The 20229-nt window shown below is 49.9% G+C and carries 20 protein-coding genes and 1 tRNA gene; 8 read left to right on the top strand and 13 right to left on the bottom strand.

Annotated features, from left to right (window positions below):
* Nucleotides 1–4: 4 nt before the first annotated feature.
* From HZB62_05745 to fdnG, 4 genes are read right to left on the bottom strand one after another with little or no spacing between them, the layout of a single operon-like run.
* Nucleotides 5–160 carry a hypothetical protein gene (locus HZB62_05745; protein ID MBI5074655.1) on the bottom strand — a complete coding sequence of 52 codons (156 nt, stop codon included), beginning with the start codon at nt 158–160 and terminating at the stop codon, nt 5–7.
* Nucleotides 161–218: 58 nt separating this feature from the next.
* On the bottom strand, nt 219–1361 hold the full coding sequence (gene hybB, locus HZB62_05750) for a Ni/Fe-hydrogenase cytochrome b subunit (GenBank protein MBI5074656.1): 1143 nt from the start codon (nt 1359–1361) through the stop codon (nt 219–221).
* The gene (locus HZB62_05755; GenBank protein ID MBI5074657.1) at nt 1358–2191 is read right to left on the bottom strand and encodes a 4Fe-4S dicluster domain-containing protein; all 834 of its coding nucleotides are present in this window, start codon (nt 2189–2191) and stop codon (nt 1358–1360) included. The genes hybB and HZB62_05755 overlap by 4 nt, the downstream gene beginning before the upstream one ends.
* A gap of 9 nt (nt 2192–2200) precedes the next feature.
* A complete protein-coding gene (gene fdnG / locus HZB62_05760; protein MBI5074658.1) occupies nt 2201–5368 on the bottom strand; it encodes a formate dehydrogenase-N subunit alpha in 3168 nt (1055 codons plus the stop codon).
* 298 nt (nt 5369–5666) lie between these two features.
* Between fdnG and HZB62_05765 the strand changes: the two genes are divergently transcribed.
* The 7 genes from HZB62_05765 (at nt 5667) to HZB62_05795 (ending at nt 10653) form a co-directional block, all read left to right on the top strand.
* On the top strand, nt 5667–6572 hold the full coding sequence (locus tag HZB62_05765) for a PAS domain S-box protein (GenBank protein MBI5074659.1): 906 nt from the start codon (nt 5667–5669) through the stop codon (nt 6570–6572).
* A 5-nt stretch (nt 6573–6577) separates the two neighbouring features.
* Nucleotides 6578–7612, top strand: a complete 1035-nt coding sequence (locus HZB62_05770; GenBank protein ID MBI5074660.1) for a PAS domain-containing sensor histidine kinase — start codon at nt 6578–6580, stop codon at nt 7610–7612.
* The gene (locus HZB62_05775; protein MBI5074661.1) at nt 7590–9011 is read left to right on the top strand and encodes a sigma-54-dependent Fis family transcriptional regulator; all 1422 of its coding nucleotides are present in this window, start codon (nt 7590–7592) and stop codon (nt 9009–9011) included. The genes HZB62_05770 and HZB62_05775 overlap by 23 nt, the downstream gene beginning before the upstream one ends.
* Nucleotides 9012–9249: 238 nt before the next feature.
* Nucleotides 9250–9609, top strand: a complete 360-nt coding sequence (locus HZB62_05780; GenBank protein ID MBI5074662.1) for a hypothetical protein — start codon at nt 9250–9252, stop codon at nt 9607–9609.
* 39 nt (nt 9610–9648) lie between these two features.
* Entirely contained in the window at nt 9649–9945 is a 297-nt protein-coding gene (locus tag HZB62_05785; protein ID MBI5074663.1) for an STAS domain-containing protein, read from the top strand.
* A 44-nt stretch (nt 9946–9989) separates the two neighbouring features.
* Complete coding sequence (locus HZB62_05790) at nt 9990–10454, top strand: response regulator (GenBank protein MBI5074664.1); 465 nt, start codon at nt 9990–9992, stop codon at nt 10452–10454.
* A 123-nt stretch (nt 10455–10577) separates the two neighbouring features.
* Nucleotides 10578–10653 (top strand) — tRNA-Thr (locus HZB62_05795).
* An 81-nt stretch (nt 10654–10734) separates the two neighbouring features.
* Here HZB62_05795 and HZB62_05800 read toward each other — a convergent pair.
* From HZB62_05800 to HZB62_05810, 3 genes are all read right to left on the bottom strand, one after another.
* Entirely contained in the window at nt 10735–10929 is a 195-nt protein-coding gene (locus HZB62_05800) for a hypothetical protein (protein ID MBI5074665.1), read from the bottom strand.
* 122 nt (nt 10930–11051) lie between these two features.
* Complete coding sequence (locus tag HZB62_05805) at nt 11052–11324, bottom strand: type II toxin-antitoxin system RelE/ParE family toxin (protein MBI5074666.1); 273 nt, start codon at nt 11322–11324, stop codon at nt 11052–11054.
* Nucleotides 11305–11586, bottom strand: a complete 282-nt coding sequence (locus tag HZB62_05810) for a type II toxin-antitoxin system Phd/YefM family antitoxin (GenBank protein ID MBI5074667.1) — start codon at nt 11584–11586, stop codon at nt 11305–11307. The genes HZB62_05805 and HZB62_05810 overlap by 20 nt, the downstream gene beginning before the upstream one ends.
* Before the next feature lie 492 nt (nt 11587–12078).
* On the opposite strand from HZB62_05810, the gene HZB62_05815 reads away from it, so the two are divergent.
* On the top strand, nt 12079–12999 hold the full coding sequence (locus HZB62_05815) for a histone deacetylase (protein MBI5074668.1): 921 nt from the start codon (nt 12079–12081) through the stop codon (nt 12997–12999).
* A 153-nt stretch (nt 13000–13152) separates the two neighbouring features.
* Here HZB62_05815 and HZB62_05820 read toward each other — a convergent pair whose 3' ends face one another.
* The 6 genes from HZB62_05820 to tadA all read right to left on the bottom strand — a co-directional run bounded on the left by HZB62_05820 (nt 13153) and on the right by tadA (nt 20225).
* Nucleotides 13153–15108 (bottom strand): hypothetical protein, encoded by a 1956-nt coding sequence (locus tag HZB62_05820; protein MBI5074669.1) that lies wholly within the window; start codon nt 15106–15108, stop codon nt 13153–13155.
* The gene (locus HZB62_05825; protein ID MBI5074670.1) at nt 15105–15677 is read right to left on the bottom strand and encodes a hypothetical protein; all 573 of its coding nucleotides are present in this window, start codon (nt 15675–15677) and stop codon (nt 15105–15107) included. Before HZB62_05825 ends, HZB62_05820 begins: the two co-directional genes overlap by 4 nt.
* 70 nt (nt 15678–15747) lie before the next feature.
* On the bottom strand, nt 15748–16278 hold the full coding sequence (gene pilO / locus HZB62_05830; GenBank protein MBI5074671.1) for a type 4a pilus biogenesis protein PilO: 531 nt from the start codon (nt 16276–16278) through the stop codon (nt 15748–15750).
* Complete coding sequence (locus HZB62_05835; protein ID MBI5074672.1) at nt 16275–17543, bottom strand: PilN domain-containing protein; 1269 nt, start codon at nt 17541–17543, stop codon at nt 16275–16277. Before HZB62_05835 ends, pilO begins: the two co-directional genes overlap by 4 nt.
* Nucleotides 17521–18552: a general secretion pathway protein GspK gene (locus HZB62_05840; protein ID MBI5074673.1), complete on the bottom strand. Its 1032-nt coding sequence runs from the start codon at nt 18550–18552 to the stop codon at nt 17521–17523. Before HZB62_05840 ends, HZB62_05835 begins: the two co-directional genes overlap by 23 nt.
* Complete coding sequence (gene tadA / locus HZB62_05845) at nt 18549–20225, bottom strand: Flp pilus assembly complex ATPase component TadA (GenBank protein ID MBI5074674.1); 1677 nt, start codon at nt 20223–20225, stop codon at nt 18549–18551. The genes HZB62_05840 and tadA overlap by 4 nt, the downstream gene beginning before the upstream one ends.
* Nucleotides 20226–20229: the final 4 nt, after the last annotated feature.

Genomic DNA, 20229 nt, shown 5'->3' on the forward strand with positions numbered 1-20229 from the left:
GCGGTCATTGGAAGTCGATGAATTCTACAATTGTGACCGGAGCATCTTTGAGTCCCTTTTGGGGGGATTCCCCGACAGGGATCGTAAACCGCTTCTCTTCAGCAGAACCGACAGAAATAATCAGGAGCAGAAATACCATTACAGCTCGCAGGAGTTTCATATGTCACCTCGGCAGGTGCGGCCCGAACGGGAACGATCCGTTCAGGCCGCATATCCGGCTATCGTTTAGCTTCTTCGTATGAAAGCACGTTAAAATACTTGCAGGCAAATTTAAAGAGAAATATTCCCAATGCCACGAGAAACAGGGTGACCATAAACTCGTTGGTCGTTGGGAAATAGCTTATGCCTTTTCCCTTGGCATGCCTGAGGAGGCCGAAAATACCGACATTCATGCGGTTGATCACGACGCCGATAATAACAAGGGAATTCACCAGCAGTATACTGTTTAAGCTGCTCCGCATGGCAGGTATAAGCAGCAGACACAGGGGGACGATAACACCGACAGCCATCTCAAGCAGATAGAGCCTGGACTCCATACTGCCGTCAAAAGCAACAGCAAGCCCGGGGCCGTTCAGAAGAACGAATACCTTCAGCACACAGTAAAATCCGAGCGCAACGATCGATCCTCTTGCAAGACCTGAAAGAATGCCCATATTGGCCTGATGCTTGAAGAACTTGGAGCTCAAAATAGATTCGAAACTGACCATCGAAAGTCCCATCATGATGGCAGAGACCAGGAAGCTGAACGGCAGGAGACTGCTGTACCAGAGCGGATGAAGTTTGTCAGGCACGATCAGATAGACCGCTCCCAGGGAAGACTGGTGAAGGGTCGAAAGGAGCGTGCCGAAGAGCGCAATAGGCATCATGATCCTCTCGACAAACCTCTGCACACCTTTTAGCCCGATCCGTTCAAAGAACATGGGGCTCGACTCCATCGCAAGGACCGTCGTATAGATGACCACATGTATCGCGACAATGAACATGATCGAGTTGATCTGCCACATGACCATGGGATGCCATATCCGAAACGGATGGCCGATATCAAGGAATATTCCGGTTGCTGCCAGCAGGTAGCCCAGAAAGGCGGTCAGGATCGCAGGCCGTGCTATCGGTTTGTATTTCTTCATATTAAAAAGGTATACCGCACTGGCTATCACAAACCCGCCTGCTGCCATGGCAACACCTCCCAGGACATCAAATCCTATCCAAAACCCCCAGGGGAAATCATCCTGCAGATTTGTTGTTGCGCCAAGTCCGAGGGTCATCCGTTTATATACAGAGAAAGCTCCGGCGATTATAATTATCAACAGCCCCAGCGTCATCGGGGTAAACATTTTTATTTCATGACGTTCCGTGCTCATTCGTCTCCCTCCTTATCCATGTTCTGATTTCTTCTGGTGATGACCCAGCTTCCTATGCCTGCAGCGAGCACAACACCGATGATAGCAGGGATTCCCGATATATACTTCCAGGTCAGATCCGGAAGCACCTGCTCACTGACTTTCGCATGGCCAATCTGGTCAAGGGGAATTGCAGAAAGAAGCATCACCGATGTGCCACCTGCTTCTTTTTCGCCATAGATATGGTTGTGATATTTCTCAGGATGCTCGGCGATCCTCTTTTTCGCCTCGGTCAGGCTCTTTTCGATGCTGTCGTTGAAGGTGATCGTGCCAGTCGGGCAGCTCTTTGCACACGCAGGCATCATGCCGGCGAGCAGCCTGTCATAGCAAAAGTTGCATTTCTGTATCCTTGGCGATATCTTTTCCCACTCATATTTCGGGACATTGAAAGGACAGGCAAGCATACAATACCTGCAGCCTATGCAGCGTCCCTCCCGGTATATGATCGGTCCTTCAGGGGTCTTGACCAGCGCTTCAACAGGACATACCGAAACACAGGCAGGCTTCTTACAATGAAAACAGCCGTTCCTGGCAAAGTTCCAGTTCACCTCACCGCCCTTTTCACCCTCAAAAAAAGCAATATTGGTATATGTCTTGGAATTCAGCTTCGGAGGGTTGGTGAACGTGCTGCCCATAACGGTTTTGTCCGTCTGGTTTTGGTTCCATTGTTTGCAGGCGATCTGGCATCCCCTGCAGCCGATGCATTTTGTGGTATCAACAAGAAAGCTGGCCTCCATCTTCTTTGTGCCTATGGCAGCCACGGGTGCTGTTGTTTTTGTCTCTGTCGCCATATCGCCCTCCTATGCCTTTGCCTTTTCGATATTGACCATAAAGGCCTTGGACTCCGGGATCATGGTATTTGCATCCCCGATCGTCGGCGTCAGAAGATTCGCCGACTCTCCCGCGCTGCCGTCCTCCGGATACTGCCACCCGAAGTGATACGGTAAACCGACCTGGTGAACAGTAGAGCCTGCGATTTTAAAGGGCTTCAGCCTTTTCGTCACCATGGCAACGGCATTTACCTCTCCGCGGCCTGATCTCACGATCACCCGTTCTCCTGCACTGATGCTCTTTTCTTTTGCAAGTTCCTCGCTCAGCTCGACAAAAAGCTGGGGCGCCGTCTCAAGAAGCCAGGGCATATGGCGCGTCAGAACGCCGGTCTGCCAATGCTCGGTCATGCGGTAGGTGGAAGCAACGAACGGATACCGCGTATCGCAGGAATAGAAGATATCCTCGGCAGCACCGCTCTTCCCGTCATGGAACAGCTTTACCGCAGGGTTTATCTTGGTCTTGGACATCAGGTTTTCCTGGAGCGGGCATTCGAGCGCTTCATAATGCTCAGGGAATGGACCGTCAGCAAGGCCGGGGCCGAAAAGGGCACCCATGCCATCAGCCCGCATGATGAACGGATTCTTCCCCTTCTCGTCCGCCATAGGAGGAGCAGGCCCGTCCGGCACATCGCCGTCCCATCCGGGAGCAACCTTATTGGTCTTCGGATCCAGCTTATTGGGATTCCATTTGACAACTGCGCGTTTCGGGTCCCATGGCTTTCCGGTCATATCGACCGATGCGCGGTTATAGATGATCCTCCTGTTCACCGGCCATGCAAAAGACCACTCAGGGAAGAGTCCGAGACCTGTCGGGTCAGTCTTGCCTCTTCTGGCCATCATGTTGATCACTTTGCCCTCCTTCTGCGTATAGCTGCCACTGTAGATCCAGCAGCCGCAGGAGGTAGTACCGTCAGCCTGAAGGCTTACAAAGTTCGTTGCCAGTTCTCCCTTCTTGCCAACAGGAGCAGGCGGCGTCTTTGTCTTGTCAAAAATATCGTCCAGATAGTAACCGTTGATCTCTTTTGCCACAAGATGGACATCAAACTCCTTTGCCTTGGACTTATAGTTCCAGGTGGTCTTTATTACAGGCTCCGGAAATTTTCCACCCTTTGTCTGATACAGTTTCTTTACCCTGTGGTGAAGTTCATTAATGATCTCGCCATCAGGCTTTGACTGCCCGGCCGGGTTAACCGCAGCATACCGCCACTGAGCCCAGCGGCCTGAGTTTGTGATGCTCCCTTCCTTTTCGACTGATGAAGAGCAGGGCAGCATGAAGACCTCGGTCTGGATATCCTTCGGAACCATACCCGGACCTCTCCAGAAGGATGCGGTCTCATTATCAAACAGATTTACGTTCACCATCCATTTGAGCTTTGCCATTGCCTTACGGGTCTTGTTCGCATTGGCGCCTGAGCAGGCAGGGTTCTGACCCCAGGCAAAGAAACCCTCGAACTTACCCTTGAACATCTGGTCAAAGAGCATGAGCCAGGATGCATTCATCCCCTCATCGATCTTGGGCAGCCAGGCATAACCGAAGTCATTATCCTTTGTGGCATGATCACCATAAATGGCCTTAAGATAGCTGGTGATATACTTGGGCCGGTTGCCCCACCAGTTGACGCTCTTGGGATCCTTGGTCTTGGGTGTGTTCTTTTCAATATACGTCTTGAGGTCAACTGCCGTAGCCGTCGGAACCGGCACATATCCCGGCAGGATATGGAAGAGGAGCCCGTAGTCAGTAGATCCCTGAACATTCGACTCACCTCTGAGGGCATTCACACCGCCGCCTGCCATGCCGATATTGCCGAGCAAAAGCTGAATGATCGCCATGGTCCTGATGTTCTGCGTACCAACCGTATGCTGGGTCCAGCCCATGGCATAACACTCAGTGCCGACCCTGTTCGGTCTGCCTGTGGAGCCGTACACCTTGTAAACCTCTGTCAGCTTATCCTTCGGCGTGCCGGTAATGGCAGAGACCTTGTCGAGCGTATAACGTGAATAATGCTTTTTCAGGAGCTGGAATACGCAGTTCGGATCCTTGAGGGTCATATCTCTCTTTGGGAGTCCCTTATCATCCATCTGGATGGACCAGCTCTTCTTGTCATACTTCCTTGCCTTCTCATCATATCCCGAGAAGACCCCGTTAAGCTGGCCCGGCATCTTGAAGTCAGAGTTTATCAGGTAGGATGCGTTTGTATAATTGACAACGTACTCCCTGAAATAAAGATTGTTGTCGAGGATATATTTGATCATGCCCCCAAGAAACGCTATGTCTGTTCCCGAGCGAAGCGAAGCATAGATGTCCGCCTTTGAAGCAGTGCGGGTAAAACGGGGATCAACGACAATGAGCTTGCCGCCTTTTTCTCTTGCCTTCATGATCCATTTCATCGAGATGGGATGATTTTCGGCAGGGTTGCCTCCCATCACCAGAACAACATCAGCATTTTTGAGATCTATCCAGTGATTCGTCATTGCACCGCGACCATACGACTCTCCCAGAGCCGCAACAGTAGCGGAGTGTCATATTCGGGCCTGATGTTCTATATAGACAAGCCCCAGGGAGCGGAGCCATTTCTGCAGGATGTAGCATTCTTCATTATCAAGGGCAGCACTTCCGACATGCGCAATGGCGTCTGTCCTGTTTACCGTAAACTCCTTTTCCACCTCTTTTTCGGTCCCGTCAGGCTGCTTCTCCTTGATCTTTGATTTGGAGAGGAACTTGAAGGTCTTGTCACGCGTCTCTTTGACCTTCTTTGCTATCTCGTCGAGTGCCCAGTCCCACTCCACCTCCTTCCACTTGTCAGCGCCTGCTGCGCGATAAAGCGGTTTTGTAACACGAGCCGGGTTGTTCGCCATTTGGTATAGTGATGCACCCTTTGCGCAGAGAGAGCCCTCACTGATCGGATGATCAGGATCGCCCTCGGAACTTATCACCTTGCCGTCTTTTGTATGCACCAGGATACCGCAGCCGACCGAGCAGAATGGACAGATCGTCTTCGTTTCTGTTGCACCCTTGATGCGTGCCTCAGGCACCTGAACCTCAGCAGATGCCTCCTGAGGCGTAATTCCCGCCCCCACGGCTCCTGCCACAGCCGTACCCCCTGAAAGCTTAAGAAAGTCTCTTCTCGATAAACTCATATGCTACCTCCCGCAGATGATTTAAGAGCCGCTGTATTGTGACAATAGTTAGTGATCGCTTTGGCCTGGTGAAAGAAGCCGCCATCAAGGCCCTGAAAGATTATGTTCTTAGAAAGTCTTATAAGCTCATTAAACTTCATTATCAACATCGTTAGATTAATGTATGTCTCTCACCGTGTCAAGAGTTTTGAGGAGATCTTCCCCGTGTGGAATCAGGCCGCGCGTTGTGCTAATATTGAGCTCGCCTGCCTGCGATACATAACCGAGGCAGAAAGCGTTACAACCATATCAGAAAACAATGTCTACGAGAACTCATACAGCCCAAAACCAGGTCCTGAGGAGGCTTCGGGCCATAAACCTCTGGCACCTTGCCTTGATCACGGTCCTTGCCGAGATTGTCACTGCGTTCATGAATACCATGATGGGGATCCTCTGGTGGGGCAGTGTCTCCTATGACCTCATACAGATCGGGACCGTTGACGCCTTCGTGGCATCACTCGTGGTCGGCACGATCGTGCTGTATATTATCGAGCGCCTTCGTGAAACCGACAGGAAATACCGCGATCTCGTGGAGCACGCCAACAGCATCATCCTCAGGATGGACGCAGACAGCAATATCACCTTTTTCAATGAATTTGCCGAGCAGTTCTTCGGCTTCTCCAAGGAGCAGGTACTCGGCCGGAGCGTTATCGGGACAATCGTTCCGGAAAAAGAGAGCACCGGCCGCGATCTGAAATTCATGATCCGGGACATCTGTACGAACACGGAAAAATATATTTCTAACGTAAATGAAAATATGCGCAGCAGCGGAGAGTTGGTCTGGATATCCTGGACAAACAAGCCGCTGTTTGACCAGACAGGCAGCATCTGCGAGATCCTCTGTATCGGCAGCGACATTACCGAAATAAGGGAAAAAGATGCGCAGCTGCGGGAACACAGCCATCAGCTTGAAAAACTGATTTCTGAGAGGACAGCAGAACTGACCGCACTGGTAAATAAAATGCAGTTTGAGATCAAAGAGCGGGAAACGACAGAACTGGCCCTCCGCGAAAGTGAGGAAAGATTTCGTGAGATATTTGAGCAGAATGAGGATGCTCTGCTTATCCTTGAACACGCAACAGGCGGGATCATGGATGCAAATCCGACAGCAAAAGACATTTTCGGATACTCACGGCAGGAGCTCATCTCCGGAGGTCTCCCCTGATACTGATGCCGGGGGAACTGGACCAGTTCATGGCCAAACTGCGCAGCAGATATGCCTCGGGAAGATTTCATGTTGCCCAGATCCCGACCAGGAAAAAAGACGGGGCAACGATCATTACCTCGATCTGGGGTAATGCCGTCAAGCTTGAAAAGAGCGAAGTTCTCTTCTGTTCCTTCCGCAATATTACCGACCGGCTTCGATTGGAAGAAGAAGCCAGGCTGCTTCAGGCAAAGCTTATCCAGATGAACAAGATGTCATCCCTCGGCATGCTCGTCTCCGGCATTGCGCATGAGATCAACAATCCGAACCATTTTATTTTGGCGAATGCACAGATGGTTTCCGATGCATGGAAAGATGCAGCTAACGTGCTTGCAGATCACTATCGCGAACACGGCGACTTTCCTCTGGGAGGCGTGCCCTACACTGAAATGCGCTATATCATGCCCCGGCTTCTCACGGCAATGTCTGAAGGATCAGAACGTATCCGGAGCATCATTGACAATCTGAAAGATTTTTCCAGGCTGGGCAGGTCAGCACTCGACGCGGCTGTTGACATCAATGAGGTAATGGCTGCCGCAGCCGCGTTGCTGGGCAGCCAGACAGAAAAGTTCACTGACCATTTTGAGGTGAGAGAAAACGCTGATCTTCCGTTGGTAAAGGGCAACAAACAGCAGCTGGAGCAGGTGGTCATAAATCTTATTATGAACGCACTTCAGTCTCTACGAAACAGGAGCTCAAAGGTCATCGTATCGAGCGGTCACGGGAAAGAAGCAGACATGATCCTGATCGAGGTCAAAGACGAAGGCGTCGGCATGACGCAGGAAGTGCTCAGCCATATTGTTGAGCCGTTCTATACAACAAGGATCGATGAAGGCGGCACCGGCCTCGGCCTCTCGATCTCCTATTCTATTATCAGGGAACATCAGGGAACCCTGACCTTTTTTTCAGAGCCCGGATCAGGCACGACCGCAACCATCTCCCTCCCGGCATACCAAAGCACCACGGAAAGGAATACCCATGCAACAGACCAGATACCCTGAACACCCGATTTTACTGGTAGACGACGAGCCGATGATCCTTCTCAGCTTCGGCACGATCCTGCGCAAGTCCGGCATCAACAATTTTCAGACCATAGAGGACAGCAGGGAGGTTTTGCCGGCACTTGACGATCAGCCGGTGTCAGCAGTCGTGCTTGACCTGAGCATGCCCCACGTCTCAGGGGTTGAACTGCTTGAGAAGATCAATCAAAGCTATCCCGATATTCTGATCATTGTGGTCACTGCAACAGACGATATCGAAACAGCAGTTGCATGCATGAGGTCCGGGGCCTTTGACTACCTCGTCAAACCGGTAGACATGAACCGTTTTCTCTCAAGCATCCGGAAGGCCCTTGATATCTCATCGCTCATGAACGAGGTATCGTCTCTCAAGCAGCATCTCCTGACCGACAGCCTTGAGCATGAGACGGCTTTTTCTCCTATCGTTACTGAAAGCAAGAAGATACGCAGCCTTTTTCATTATGCTGAGGCGATTGCCCCATCACCGCAGCCTGTGTTCATAACCGGAGAAACAGGAACCGGCAAGGAACTTTTTGCCCGAGCCATTCATGACGCCAGCTGCAGAAAGGGAGCTTTTGTCGCCCTGAATATTTCCGGTCTCGATGACACTATGTTCTCTGACACGCTATTCGGGCATAAGAAAGGGGCCTATACAGGAGCAGATACATCCCGCGAGGGTCAGATAGCGCAGGCAGCAGGGGGAACCCTGTTTCTTGACGAAATCGGCGACCTCAGCGAAACATCACAGGTAAAGCTGCTGAGACTGCTTCAGGAGAAACAGTATGCGCCTCTCGGTTCTGATATCCTCAAACAGAGTGATGCACGGGTCATCGTTGCAACGAACCTTGACATACAGCAGCTTATAAACAGCGGAAGATTCAGAAAGGACCTATACTTCAGGCTCCGCACCCACCATATCCATATTCCGCCGCTGAGAGAGAGGCTTGAGGATATACAGGATCTATTGGAGCACTTTATTAAACAGGCGGCTGAATTACTCAAGAAACATCAGCCTTCCTACCCGAGAGAACTGCTCACACTTCTGTCCACCTATCAGTTCCCTGGCAATGTGCGTGAACTCGAAGCCATGGTATTTGATGCAGTCACCCGCCACAGGATAGGAAAGCTCTCCCTGGAGAGCTTCAGGGAGACGATCCAGCATGATCAGGAACTGCATCCGCTCGTGTTGTCTGCAGATGACGAAGCAGCGATCCTGCTGACAAAACTGTTCGGCAGATTCCCTTCCCTGAGGGAAGCTGAGGATCACCTTGTAGCAGAAGCGGTCAGGCTTTCTGATAACAATCAGGGAATTGCCGCGTCACTTCTCGGCATCAGCCGTCAGGCACTCAATAAAAGACTGAGCAAGAAAAAAACCCGGTAGGTTGGTCTCTTTTTTTTACCGCTCAAGGGTGCAACTTTTATTGCATGGAATTCTCTCCGATTTTATCATATAACCTATTGATTTAATGGTATTCTATAGTATAAATCAAGAAAGACCATCATGAATGGTTTCACCCTTTTTCAAACATTTTTTTCGGCTTATGCCTTGGCATCCCCTTGTTTTTAAAGTCAATCTTATTTTTTTCAGATATTGGCAGGGTTACTGCATACAGAAATGTATGCTTGAGGGGTATGGCAGAAAATGCAGAAAGCAGCCTCTGGGGACAAAAGAGCACGCAGAATGCATCAGGAAGCTCTCAGAATCCATCATCCTGCAATGCATCGAGGACCTATGGGACAAGGCCTCGATGAAACAGAGCGCAAAATTCTTTAGTCAGAAGGACTTCAGCATTTGTGCCAACATTGCAGGGATGGATATCTGCGACCAGGTAAAACTTCTCGATATTGTGAACTGCGCCATTTTCAGGCTTCGAAACCTGCACCGTGGGAGTTCACCCCACGCAAGAACACGAGTTCCTTCCGTCTTCAGGGGAAATACTATGAAAAGGCTGAGAACAGCCGGCGAAGCAGGGGGATAGCATGGCCTTCAGTTTTGAAAAAAAGGCGCTGTCGGGACTCTGAACTGCGAGGGCGGACTTAATGCTGATCGGGCGCAGACGCTGCGGGACGCTCTCATGGTCTGCATAGAGAATGCAGATCATGTGGTAGTTAACTGCGGTGATGTAAAGACAATCGACAGCCAATGCATACAGATCTTCTGCACAGCTCACAGAATGGCAGTGAGAGCTGCCAAAAAGCTGATAATCACCGGCATAGCCCCTGATCTTTCACCGTCACCGCAGGAGATCAGCAGTCTCTGTCTGTCGCGCTCAGCCATCGGCTGCAACGACACCTGTATCTGGATCCCACGGTAGGCCCTTCTTGCTGAAAGGGCAGAATAATAGCAAGGATGATTGAAATGCATCAAAAAAAAGAGAAAATAAGCGTAATGGTCATCGATGCTTCCGCCGTAACACGGTATCTCCTCACTGAAATACTGGAGCAGGCAGGAGACATTGAAGTCATAGCTTCGATCCATGATACTGCCGATGCTCTTAATAAGATCCAGAATCTCAGACCGCATGTAGTAACTCTTGATGTCGCTAAACCGGATCTAAACGGGTTCTCGTTTCTCGAGAAGCTCATGGAACTCCACCCAACCCCCGTGGTTATCGTCAGCGCCACGTCAGAATATCAAGGCGATTCTGCGCTCAGGGCGATGCAGCTTGGAGCAGTCGGATACGTAGGGAAGCAGAAATCGCAAACGTGGAGCGGCATACTGAATCTTGCCGATGAGATCGTCGACAAGGTTAGAACTGCATCAACGGTCCAGTTCCAGGGAAGTATCCCCGCCGGGGGACAGGTCCCAGTCGTAAATTTCTGAACACTTGCCTCGCCCCTTCTGATCTCGTGTCCGTGATCAACAGCTCCTTCAATCTCACATAAAATATAAGCTGACCTTCTTCACCCCAAATTATTTTTTCTTTTCTGGTAAAATACCAGTCTTGCCGGGATAGCTCAGTTGGTAGAGCAGCTGATTCGTAATCAGCAGGTCGGCGGTTCGAGTCCGCTTCCCGGCTCCAGTGAGATCAAGGGGTTACGAGAAATCGTAATCCCTTTTTTCTTTTCAAAATGGCTAAGTGTCATAGAAGTGTCATAATCACCTAATTAGGCAAAGGGAAGAAAGAGCTATCATCAAGTGCTATCCAGGCTGCTGGCGTCGCTGAAATACCAAATTCATGTTGAATACCCTTGAGTGTGATAGCTGCAACAATAGATCCGTTCTTTCTTTTCTTGAGCGACACTGAATAGCCAGCGTCTGCCTTCCCTTTCTCCTTGTCTTTTCTTCTCTTTTCCATTCCCTTGCCACTTCTCCTTTGTGGTTCTCCAGGGTAATCCAGAGGAAGGCGGCTAGAGTTGCCGCCTTGTCGGTCCCGGAGATAAGCCGGGCCCTTATCCCCTGAAAGCTTTCACCGGCTGCTCAGTATTTCTTCCCGAAGTCCTGCCTTGTCAGTATCCTGAGAATCGTTACGGTATCGGCCTGCCATTCGAAGACCGCCCTATAATCACCAATTCTGAGCCGGTACGTATCCCTGTAACCCCTCAGCTTCTTGACGTGCTTACCGTCCGACGATGGCTCCACCTGAAGCCTCAGGCAGCCCTTCAGTATCCGCTCATAAACGACATCAGGGAAATCTTCGATATCACTGAGGGCCTTGTCAGTGAAGTTGACCTTATGCTTTGGCCCTGGCATGTTTTATGGTCCTTTTTGTCTTTAACAGATCCTCGATCGATGTCACCCGGCCAGCCCTGGCGTCTTTCACCCCTGCCTCAATCTTTTTTCTGATCGAGGGGCTATGCTCGATCAGGTAGTCTTCCATATCGCCTTCATTGAGGGGATAGATCACCGCAGCAGGCTTGCCGTGTTTGGTGATAATTATATCCTCGCCTTTTTCAGCCAGACCCACAATTGCAGATGCTTCTTTCTGCAGCTCACGCATCGATACAAATTTCATTTCTTCACCTCATTGTATATATAGTTATATATACAATATTCCTTTCCGATGATCCATGTCAATGAGTCCTTCGCTTCAGCAGCTGCGCCAAAAAGTCATTTTTCATTTTTTCAGCGAGGCCTCCTGAGCATACTTGATCGCTCACCCGGTCCGCGCTTTGTTAAGCCCCGCAAGGAGCTGTATTTCTTATATACGCTTTTATGCGCTCAACTCTCTCTGTCGCCTCACTCATGAGTGCAGCTATCGCATCGTTTGTGACTTCATTATCACAATGTGGTAAAATTAAGCGTATTTCAGGGCATTCTAAATCGTTAAAACTTGTTACAAAATAGGGGGTTTGCATATTTACGGGCTCCTGCAAAAACCCTGTTTTAAATTTTCGTAATCAGCAGGTCGGCGGTTCGAGTCCGCTTCCCGGCTCCAGTTTATTGTTATAGATCATGGGGGTTACATGGCATGCATCTCTAATGTCCAAGGAACCGAAGAAATGTCATGAAAAAAGTCGGTTTTTTTTACGATGATGTTTTTCTACTGCACGAAATGCCCTTAGGTCATCCCGAATCAAAGGACCGCCTCATTGCTATCAACGAGAGATTAAGACAGTCTGTGCATTGGGACGCCCTCGATCATTATAAACCACAAAAAGCAACTGAAGATGATATTCTCGCTGTACATACCGCATCCTATTTTTCTGAGATGCTGCATTTCACCGGTTATTTTGATCCGGACACCTATGTTTCACCGCGCTCAGTGGAAGCAGCCCTCTTTGCCGCAGGCGCAGTAACTGAAGCAATTGACCAATGCAAGGCCGGCGAAATAGAAAGGGCGTTCTGCGCCGTGAGGCCCCCGGGCCATCATGCTGAAGCAGACAGGGCAATGGGATTCTGCATCTTTAATAATGTAGCTGTCGGAGCGCGCTACGCACAGAGGATAGGCTACAACAAGGTGTTTATCATCGATTTTGACGTGCATCATGGCAATGGCACCCAGCATATATTTGAGGAAGATGACACGGTCTATTACTTCAGCACGCATCAATTTCCCCATTATCCCGGCACCGGCTCCGACGCTGAGCGGGGAAAAGGAAAAGGCAGGGGGTTTACCTACAATATCCCCATGCAGCACGGCTCGGGTGACAAGGACTTCTTTCATGCATACCAGGATATCCTTCCCGGGCTTGTGTCGAATTTTAAGCCTGACATTGTGCTGGTCTCTGCGGGTTATGACCTGCATGCGGCCGATCCGCTTGCTGGTCTGCGGGTGACGAATGAGGGAATCAGAACAATTGTACGCGGGATACTGTCATCAAAACAGGGCATCCCCTATATCTTCTGTCTTGAAGGGGGGTACAACCTCTATTCGCTCAGCGAATCGGTGTTGATAACAATCGAGGAGTTGCTAACATATGAATAGTTGATAGACGAACCTGTTTTGTCACTCCGGCCTGCTTCTGCCCGATTTTTGGCGGCACCGTCCAGCCTACTGTTGGGTATCCGGAGTCTTTCTCCAGAAGGATTCCCGACCGCGGGAATGACAGAAATGAGAGATGGAAAGAGACGGTAATGATCAGTCCTTCTTTTCTTCCTCTTCGTGTTTGTGCAGATGAACGTCTGCCTGTTTGTTTCTCTCGTCGATCTTTTTCTTGAGATTCTTGACCTTGTTTTTATAATCCTCAGTCAGCTGATCGGCCTCCTCATGATTTGCAACAACGTGAGGAGTAACCATGAGGATCAGTTCCTTCTTCTGCAGTTTATCAGTCGTAGTACCAAAGAGATACCCAAGGAGAGGAATCTTGCTCAGAAAAGGAACACCAGAGCGCGATTGCTCCTTCCGCTCTGTAATGATACCACCGATGACAAGGGTATGGCCATCCTGCACAATGGCGGTAGTATTGGCTTTTCTCGTTTTAAAGCCCTGAAATGATCCGGAACCGACCTGAATGGTCCCCCCCAATTCGCTCACTTCCTGCACTATTTTTAGTGAGACCTGTTTCTTATCATTGATATGAGGTGTTACTGTCAAGATAGTACCTGCAGATTTGTATTGTACCTGTGATGTTGTCGTATTGGCTACGGCACCAGCTGTCGCATCAGTTATGGACGTTGCAACAGGCACTTCATCAGCTATCTCTATCTTTGCCTCCTTATTGTCAAGCGCCAAAATATGAGGGCTTGCCAACACATTGACATTGCCATTGGTTGCCGCAGCACTTATCAGAACATTGAACTGTTTCGGATCAATGATATTGGCAAAAAGTCCTCCGCTTACTACAGGCACAAATTGGGTAAGATTTGAGGTTGCTGTCCCATCTGTCTGCACCGATGTATTAATAAAAGTATTTGGATCTGCAGTATTCCCCGTGATAAAATCAAAACTATGCTTACCAATCTGATTCCGGCCTTTCAACATCCACTCCAGCCCCAACGTTGTCGAATCATCCAGAGAAATCTCTGCGATCAACACTTCGATGAGTACCTGTTTGGGCTGGACATCGATCTTCTTCAGCGTTTCAAGGAGTATCAGATAGGCGCGCGGTGATGACTTTATGATCAATGCGTTGATGTCATCATATGCCTCGATGAGCACATCACCCTCAAGTTCGGCCGTCAGTATATCAGCCTGAACCGTTGCACCGGTAGCCGGGGCGGCCGCAGTAACGGGTGTTCTGGGTCTTGTCGCTGCCGCAGGCGTCGGCTGTGCCGGTCTTGCAGGCGCAGGCGTCGAAGAAGCCCCACCCTTCTTGCCATAAAGATTCTTCAGCACTTCGCCCAGTTTCTTTGCCTCGCCATTTTCAACATGATAGATAAAGGTCTTTACAGAATCTCTTTCCGTTGAAGTGATGTCAATCGCCTCGAGCAGTTTCAGGAGTTTCATGATGCCTGAGGGCAATGCCGTTACGATCAGCATATTTGATGGCTCATAAACGATAATATCCGTGCCTTTGGGCATAAGGTTCCGGACAAGATTGGCGACATCATTTGCCTTCACATACTCAAGCGGTATCTGCTGCGTCACAAAACTCGAATCTTTGGGCAGCCCGGGCTTCTTCCCCATCTGGATCGGGACCGGCTGCTGTTTTGCGGTATCAATCGGAACAATGCGGTAAAAACTTCCTTCCTTTACCGCGGTGAAGCCATTAAACTCCAGGACGGTCTGAAAGGTAGCGAAGAGTTCGCTGACCGGTATCTTGTTATGCGACTGGATCGTGATCTTTCCCGAGACACCGGGAGCAAGGATGTAATTGATCTTCAGCATGTCGGAGATCGTCGAGACAACCGTTTCAATATCAGCATTCTCGAAGTTGAGCATGATATATTGTTCATCCGGCTTCTTCTCCGCAACGGTCTTTTCCGCTTTCTTCAGTTCAGCCTTTGCGTCTGCCGGCGGCGGGGCCACAGGGAGCTTCACTTCCTCCGCTTTCGGAGGACCGGCAATGGGCTCATCAGGCTGTACCGTCTGCTTTGCTCCGCAGGCACTGATAAAGACAATAATGAGACATAAACTTAATAACTTCAGGTTCATTTTCCTGTCCTCGGTTTACTGGATAGAGTCTTCACTTTTTCAATGGTAAGCGTAATCGTCTCACCCAACCATTTTAACACAACTGCTTTTTCTGATATATCGGAAACCTCTATGTCCTCCACTTTGTCTCCCTTGCGCAGCTGTGTTGTCTTTGCCTGATTTATATCGACATAGGCAACGTAGTCACCGAACGTGTCGAGGATGATGCCTTTAAGGGCAAGCTCCGGCCTCTTTGGCGGCGGAGGGGGAGGAGCCTCTACGCGCACCGGTTTCGGCTCCTTGTACGTCCGCAGGGTGTTAAAAAGATTTTTCTCATAGATGATCTTGTCCCACGCCGCTGCGTACTTTGCCTTTATCGGCTCGGACTCCTTGATCTTCGCCTTTTTCACCAACTGGTCAGACAGGGGATTATAGAGCACTGCGCTGACCGTAAACTTCCAGCTGACAACAAGGAACAGCGATCCGACAATGATAAGCATAGCTATTTTCCGTATCATGCTGATAAGTCCATAGGTAAACTTACACCCTTCAAAAATCTCCCCCCACTCCTCTTTGTCAAAGAGGGGCATATTACCTCCCCTTGACAAAGGGAGGATAGGAGGGATTTTTCAATCAATCGTTTCATGCTCCTGAACTCCTTCATAATTTACCCAAACCCGATATCTGCATCTTAAACCGCAGCTCTCTGGGGTTCTGTATGTTTGTCACATTAACAGACAGTTTCTCTACCTTCAGCAGCATGGTGTGCTTCTCGACCTCATTCAAAAAATCGCCTATCTGCTTGATCGTTCCGCTTCCCTCAAAATAGACCGGGATGAAGAAAAAGCCCTTTGCCTTCACGGTATTGAGCGGTCTGATGGTCTGCAGGTTCAGGCCTGCATTCTGCGTGAGTTCTGCAAGTTCCTTCTGAACACGTGCGGCTGCAAGAAATTCAGATGATTCCATCACCAGTTTCTTTTCAACAGCCTTCATTTCTTCCCCGGCCGTCCTGATCTCGGCATTGGTGATGGACGATCCCTCCAGATAGGTTTCGTATTTCTGCAAGGTGGCCGATTTGACCTGAATCTCATCGCGCATGGTTTCGGATTTTGGAGCCACCACGTATGTCTGAAAAAGAAGCAGCGTCATAACCAGCGCCGCGGCAAGCAGAATATATTTTTTTCTGTTCATGGCTCCCTGACCTCAAACTTGAGAGAAAACCGCTCTTCGCCGTCGCGTGATAAGATCGGGGCAGCAAAAGCGATATTTTTAAAAAGGTTCGATTTGTCTAATGCCGTGACCAGGTCCGAGGTCTTTCTCGAAAAACCCTCTATCTCCACAAGCCCCTTTTCATCGATGACGAGATTGATGATCCATGCGTTATCGGGAACTGCCACTGTCAGGTCCTTCAACACTTTGATCGCCATATTGGAACGGGCCTGAAAGGTGAGGAGAGTCTTCCTGTCATCCTGAAGCGCTTCAAGCTTCTTTCGGGCTTCAATGACGCCAGAGGCCTGGCTCTTGATAGTTTCGATCCGCGACTCGACCCTGCGGAGCGCGCGGGCATCCTTGGCATAGGCAACAAAGCCTGTCAGCAAATACAGACAGAGAGCTGCTGTTGCCAGACCTCCGATGATATACGGATAAAGATCTTTTTTCTCCCTGATCAACTCCTGCGGGATGAATTCAAGATTCAGCCGTGTTCTCTGGACAAAGGAAAAGATCAGCGCATTCGGCACCGTAATCTGTGATTTCGTCATGGCAAAACGCTCAGCAACCAGTTGATCAACCGTCCCCGAACAGAAGACCTTTCCAGGATAGGATTTTCTAAAGGTCTCGAGGGTTTCGGCAAGGTCAGTGCCTCCAGAAATTCTCTTCATCGCATGAGGAAGGGAATCCTCAATGCCTGTCATTTCATAGCCGCTGTCCGTCGCCAGAATAAAGATACCCTTCATATTCTTCTCCCCGCTGACCCCGAGCATGCTGTTCAGCACATCCATTACCCGGCAGCGGACAGAAAGGACTTCCAGTCCGGCAGCAATGATCAGTTTCACGACTGCACTGACCGTTTCTTTCTTTATCGAGAAGACAAGGGTTTTCATGCCCTTGTCTGTCCTGATCATGAGGAAATCAAAGAGGTATTCATCAACAGCAAGCGGCAGGTGTTTTTCAAGTTCAAAGAGCAGAGCCCTTCTCATATCCTCCCTGCCCATAACCGGCATATCAAGGAGCTTGCAGGTGAAAAGCTGCAGCGAAAGCCCTACAACGACACCTGAAGGGTCATAGGCACTTTTCCACTTCTGAAGCGCTTCTGAAAGCGCATTATTCCCCTCCGCCCTGTCCGCAGGAAGACTGATACCCTCCGAACGCAGATAGGTAATGCGCTTCAGCTGCCTGTCGGCAACAGACATGCGTATATATTTACTGTCTATGTCAAGTCCTAACAGTCTCGACACGTTCTCTCCAATAGATCGTTCTTAATTCGCTTCCCTTTGCCGAGGCCTCCCTGCTTACGATTCCCGTTATACGGGAACCGATGGGGCTGTTCTTCGCCCTCGCGGTAACCTCGATCCTGTATGTCTGTGTTGCCATGGCATTAAGGCCCCGCGCAGAAAACTGCTGCGGTATGAATCTGAATCCCCCATATGCCTTGTTCCTCTGTTTCATGATCGTCTCGATCTCGATTTCGTTAAGCCCGAGGAACTGCATAACCTCGCGTGACACGGTATTGATATTGATCGCATTTTTTCCAAACGTGGTTATCAGGGAATGCAGCCCGGTATTGCCGGATCCGTCTCCATAATAATACTCGGGCTTCATTCCCCGGACCAAAGTCATTTCTTCCGGTATGTCAAAAAGGGCATTCTTGGTCTTGTACGGTTCCTTGAGCGCCTCATAGTATTCGTCCTCAGCGCCTGAGAGATGATGCTCTTTGTCAAGGTCCTTCCAGTCCATAATAGAATCCATTATGACTATAATCTCTTCTTCAGAAACGCCGGTGCGCTCCAGCAGTTTATGGAGCCGGTCCTGCTGCGCAAAGTTGATATTGATCCTCGAATTCTCATCCGTTATCCGGATCTCAAGTTCCCCGGCATCAGTGTCTCTCACTCCGGTAACAGGAACGGTCTCATTATCGATCCAGAAATTTCCCTCTTCATCCAGAAAATCCACCTGCGGATCTTTATCAGAGGCAATATACTGCAGAGCCTCGTGGTATCCTGACAATGCCTGATAGTATGCAAGGGTCTCTTCCTTCAGGTTGTGGGTGCTTCCGGTGACCCAGCGGGTTGACCCGAGAAAATTCATCGACAGGATACTCAGGAACACAAGCACCCAAAGCACCATCATCAAAGCAATGCCGCGGTTAGAAGACAATAATGAGCGATGAGTTAAGGGTGATGAGCCGGGGCAATTCTCTCCTTCACCGATAACGGATAACTCATAACTGATACCTGCCTTACTCACATCTCCACCTGCGTGACTCTCAGCACCTCATCAAGTGTCGTAATCCCCTTCTTCACCTTCTCGATGCCGTCTTCCCTGAGCGTCCTCATGCCGAGACTGATGGCAAGGTCCTTCATCTCCTTGATGGTAGCCCTTTTCATGATCAATTCCCTGACCGGCCCGCCGATAGGCAGAACTTCAAAGATGCCTATCCTTCCCTTATATCCGGTCCCTGAGCATTCGTCGCAGCCTCTTCCGGTCCAGACCTCGCGGATGTCCTTACTGATCCGGTCGAGAACGTCTTGCGGAACCTCGTCCTTCACCTTGCAGGATGGACATATCTTTCTTACAAGCCTCTGGGCCATAACACATACCAGGGTCGAAGCGACAAGGTAGTTCTCGATACCCATGTCCATAAGCCTTGTGATAGCACCCGGAGCATCGTTGGTATGAAGCGTGCTGAAAAGCAGGTGTCCTGTCAGCGCGGCATGGATTGCAATGCTCGCTGTTTCCATGTCCCTGATCTCACCGACCATGATGATGTCCGGGTCCTGCCTCACGATATGCCTCAGGCCGGACGCAAAGGTAAGACCTATTTTCGGGCGGACCTGAATCTGGTTGATACCGGGCATCAGGTATTCTACCGGCTCCTCGACTGTGATGATCTTCTTTTCAGAAGAATTGATCTCCGCAAGAGACGCATACAGCGTTGTTGACTTCCCGCTGCCCGTCGGGCCGGTGATCAGGATCATGCCGTAGGGTTTTTTTATCACCTCTTCGTAGATATCACGAATGGTCTTGTCAAAACCGATATCCTCAAGGGTAATGAATGAGGCTGCCTTATCCAGCAGCCTCATTACAACACTTTCGCCATACACGGTCGGAATCGTGGATACTCTGATATCAACGTTTCTGCCGGATGAAGAGACCTTAATCCTGCCGTCCTGGGGAAGCCTTCTCTCCGCAATATTCATCTGGGAAAGAAGTTTGATCCTTGAAGAGACCGCTGAATACATGCGCGCAGGAAGGGTCTCCTTTTCATAAAGAACGCCGTCAATCCGGTACCGGACGCGTACGCTGAACTCGCCCGGCTCAACATGGATGTCACTCGCCCTGTCCCTGACCGCATTTTCTATAATAAGATTGACCAGCTGGATTATGCCCTTTTCCTGGGCAAGATCCCTGAGATGACTGACCTCTCCGGTAAGATCGGCAGTCGGCAGGTCGTCCTCGGCAGCACCTTCGATAAGCCTCTGCATAACCGCAGTCCTCGATCCCTGAAGCAGTTGAAGCTGCTGGAGCACATCCGATTTTTTTGCCAGAGTTAGCGAAAGTTCATAGTCATAGGAAGACTGCAAGGCATCCACGCCCTCACTATTCGTCGGGTCGCCCAATGCAATACTGAGCGTATTGTTCTTAAGCGACAGCGGTACGATAAGGTTCTTTTCGAGAAAACTGAAGGAAACATGATCCAGCGGAGTCTGCTCAGGGAAATCTTCCGCCGCCATGAGGGGCATCCTGAACTGGATCGATAAGGCCTTGAATACATCTTCTTCGGCTATCCCTTCCTCTACAAGGATCTCTCCGAATCTGCGCGTATGCCCTTCCTGAACCTGCAGATCAAGCGTGCGGCTTATCATATCCTCTGATATGCTGCCCGATTCCAACAATATCTGTCCTATCATTTTATGCATAGTT

The sequence above is a fragment of the Nitrospirota bacterium genome, assembly GCA_016214855.1.
GTDB lineage: Bacteria > Nitrospirota > Thermodesulfovibrionia > Thermodesulfovibrionales > UBA6898 > UBA6898.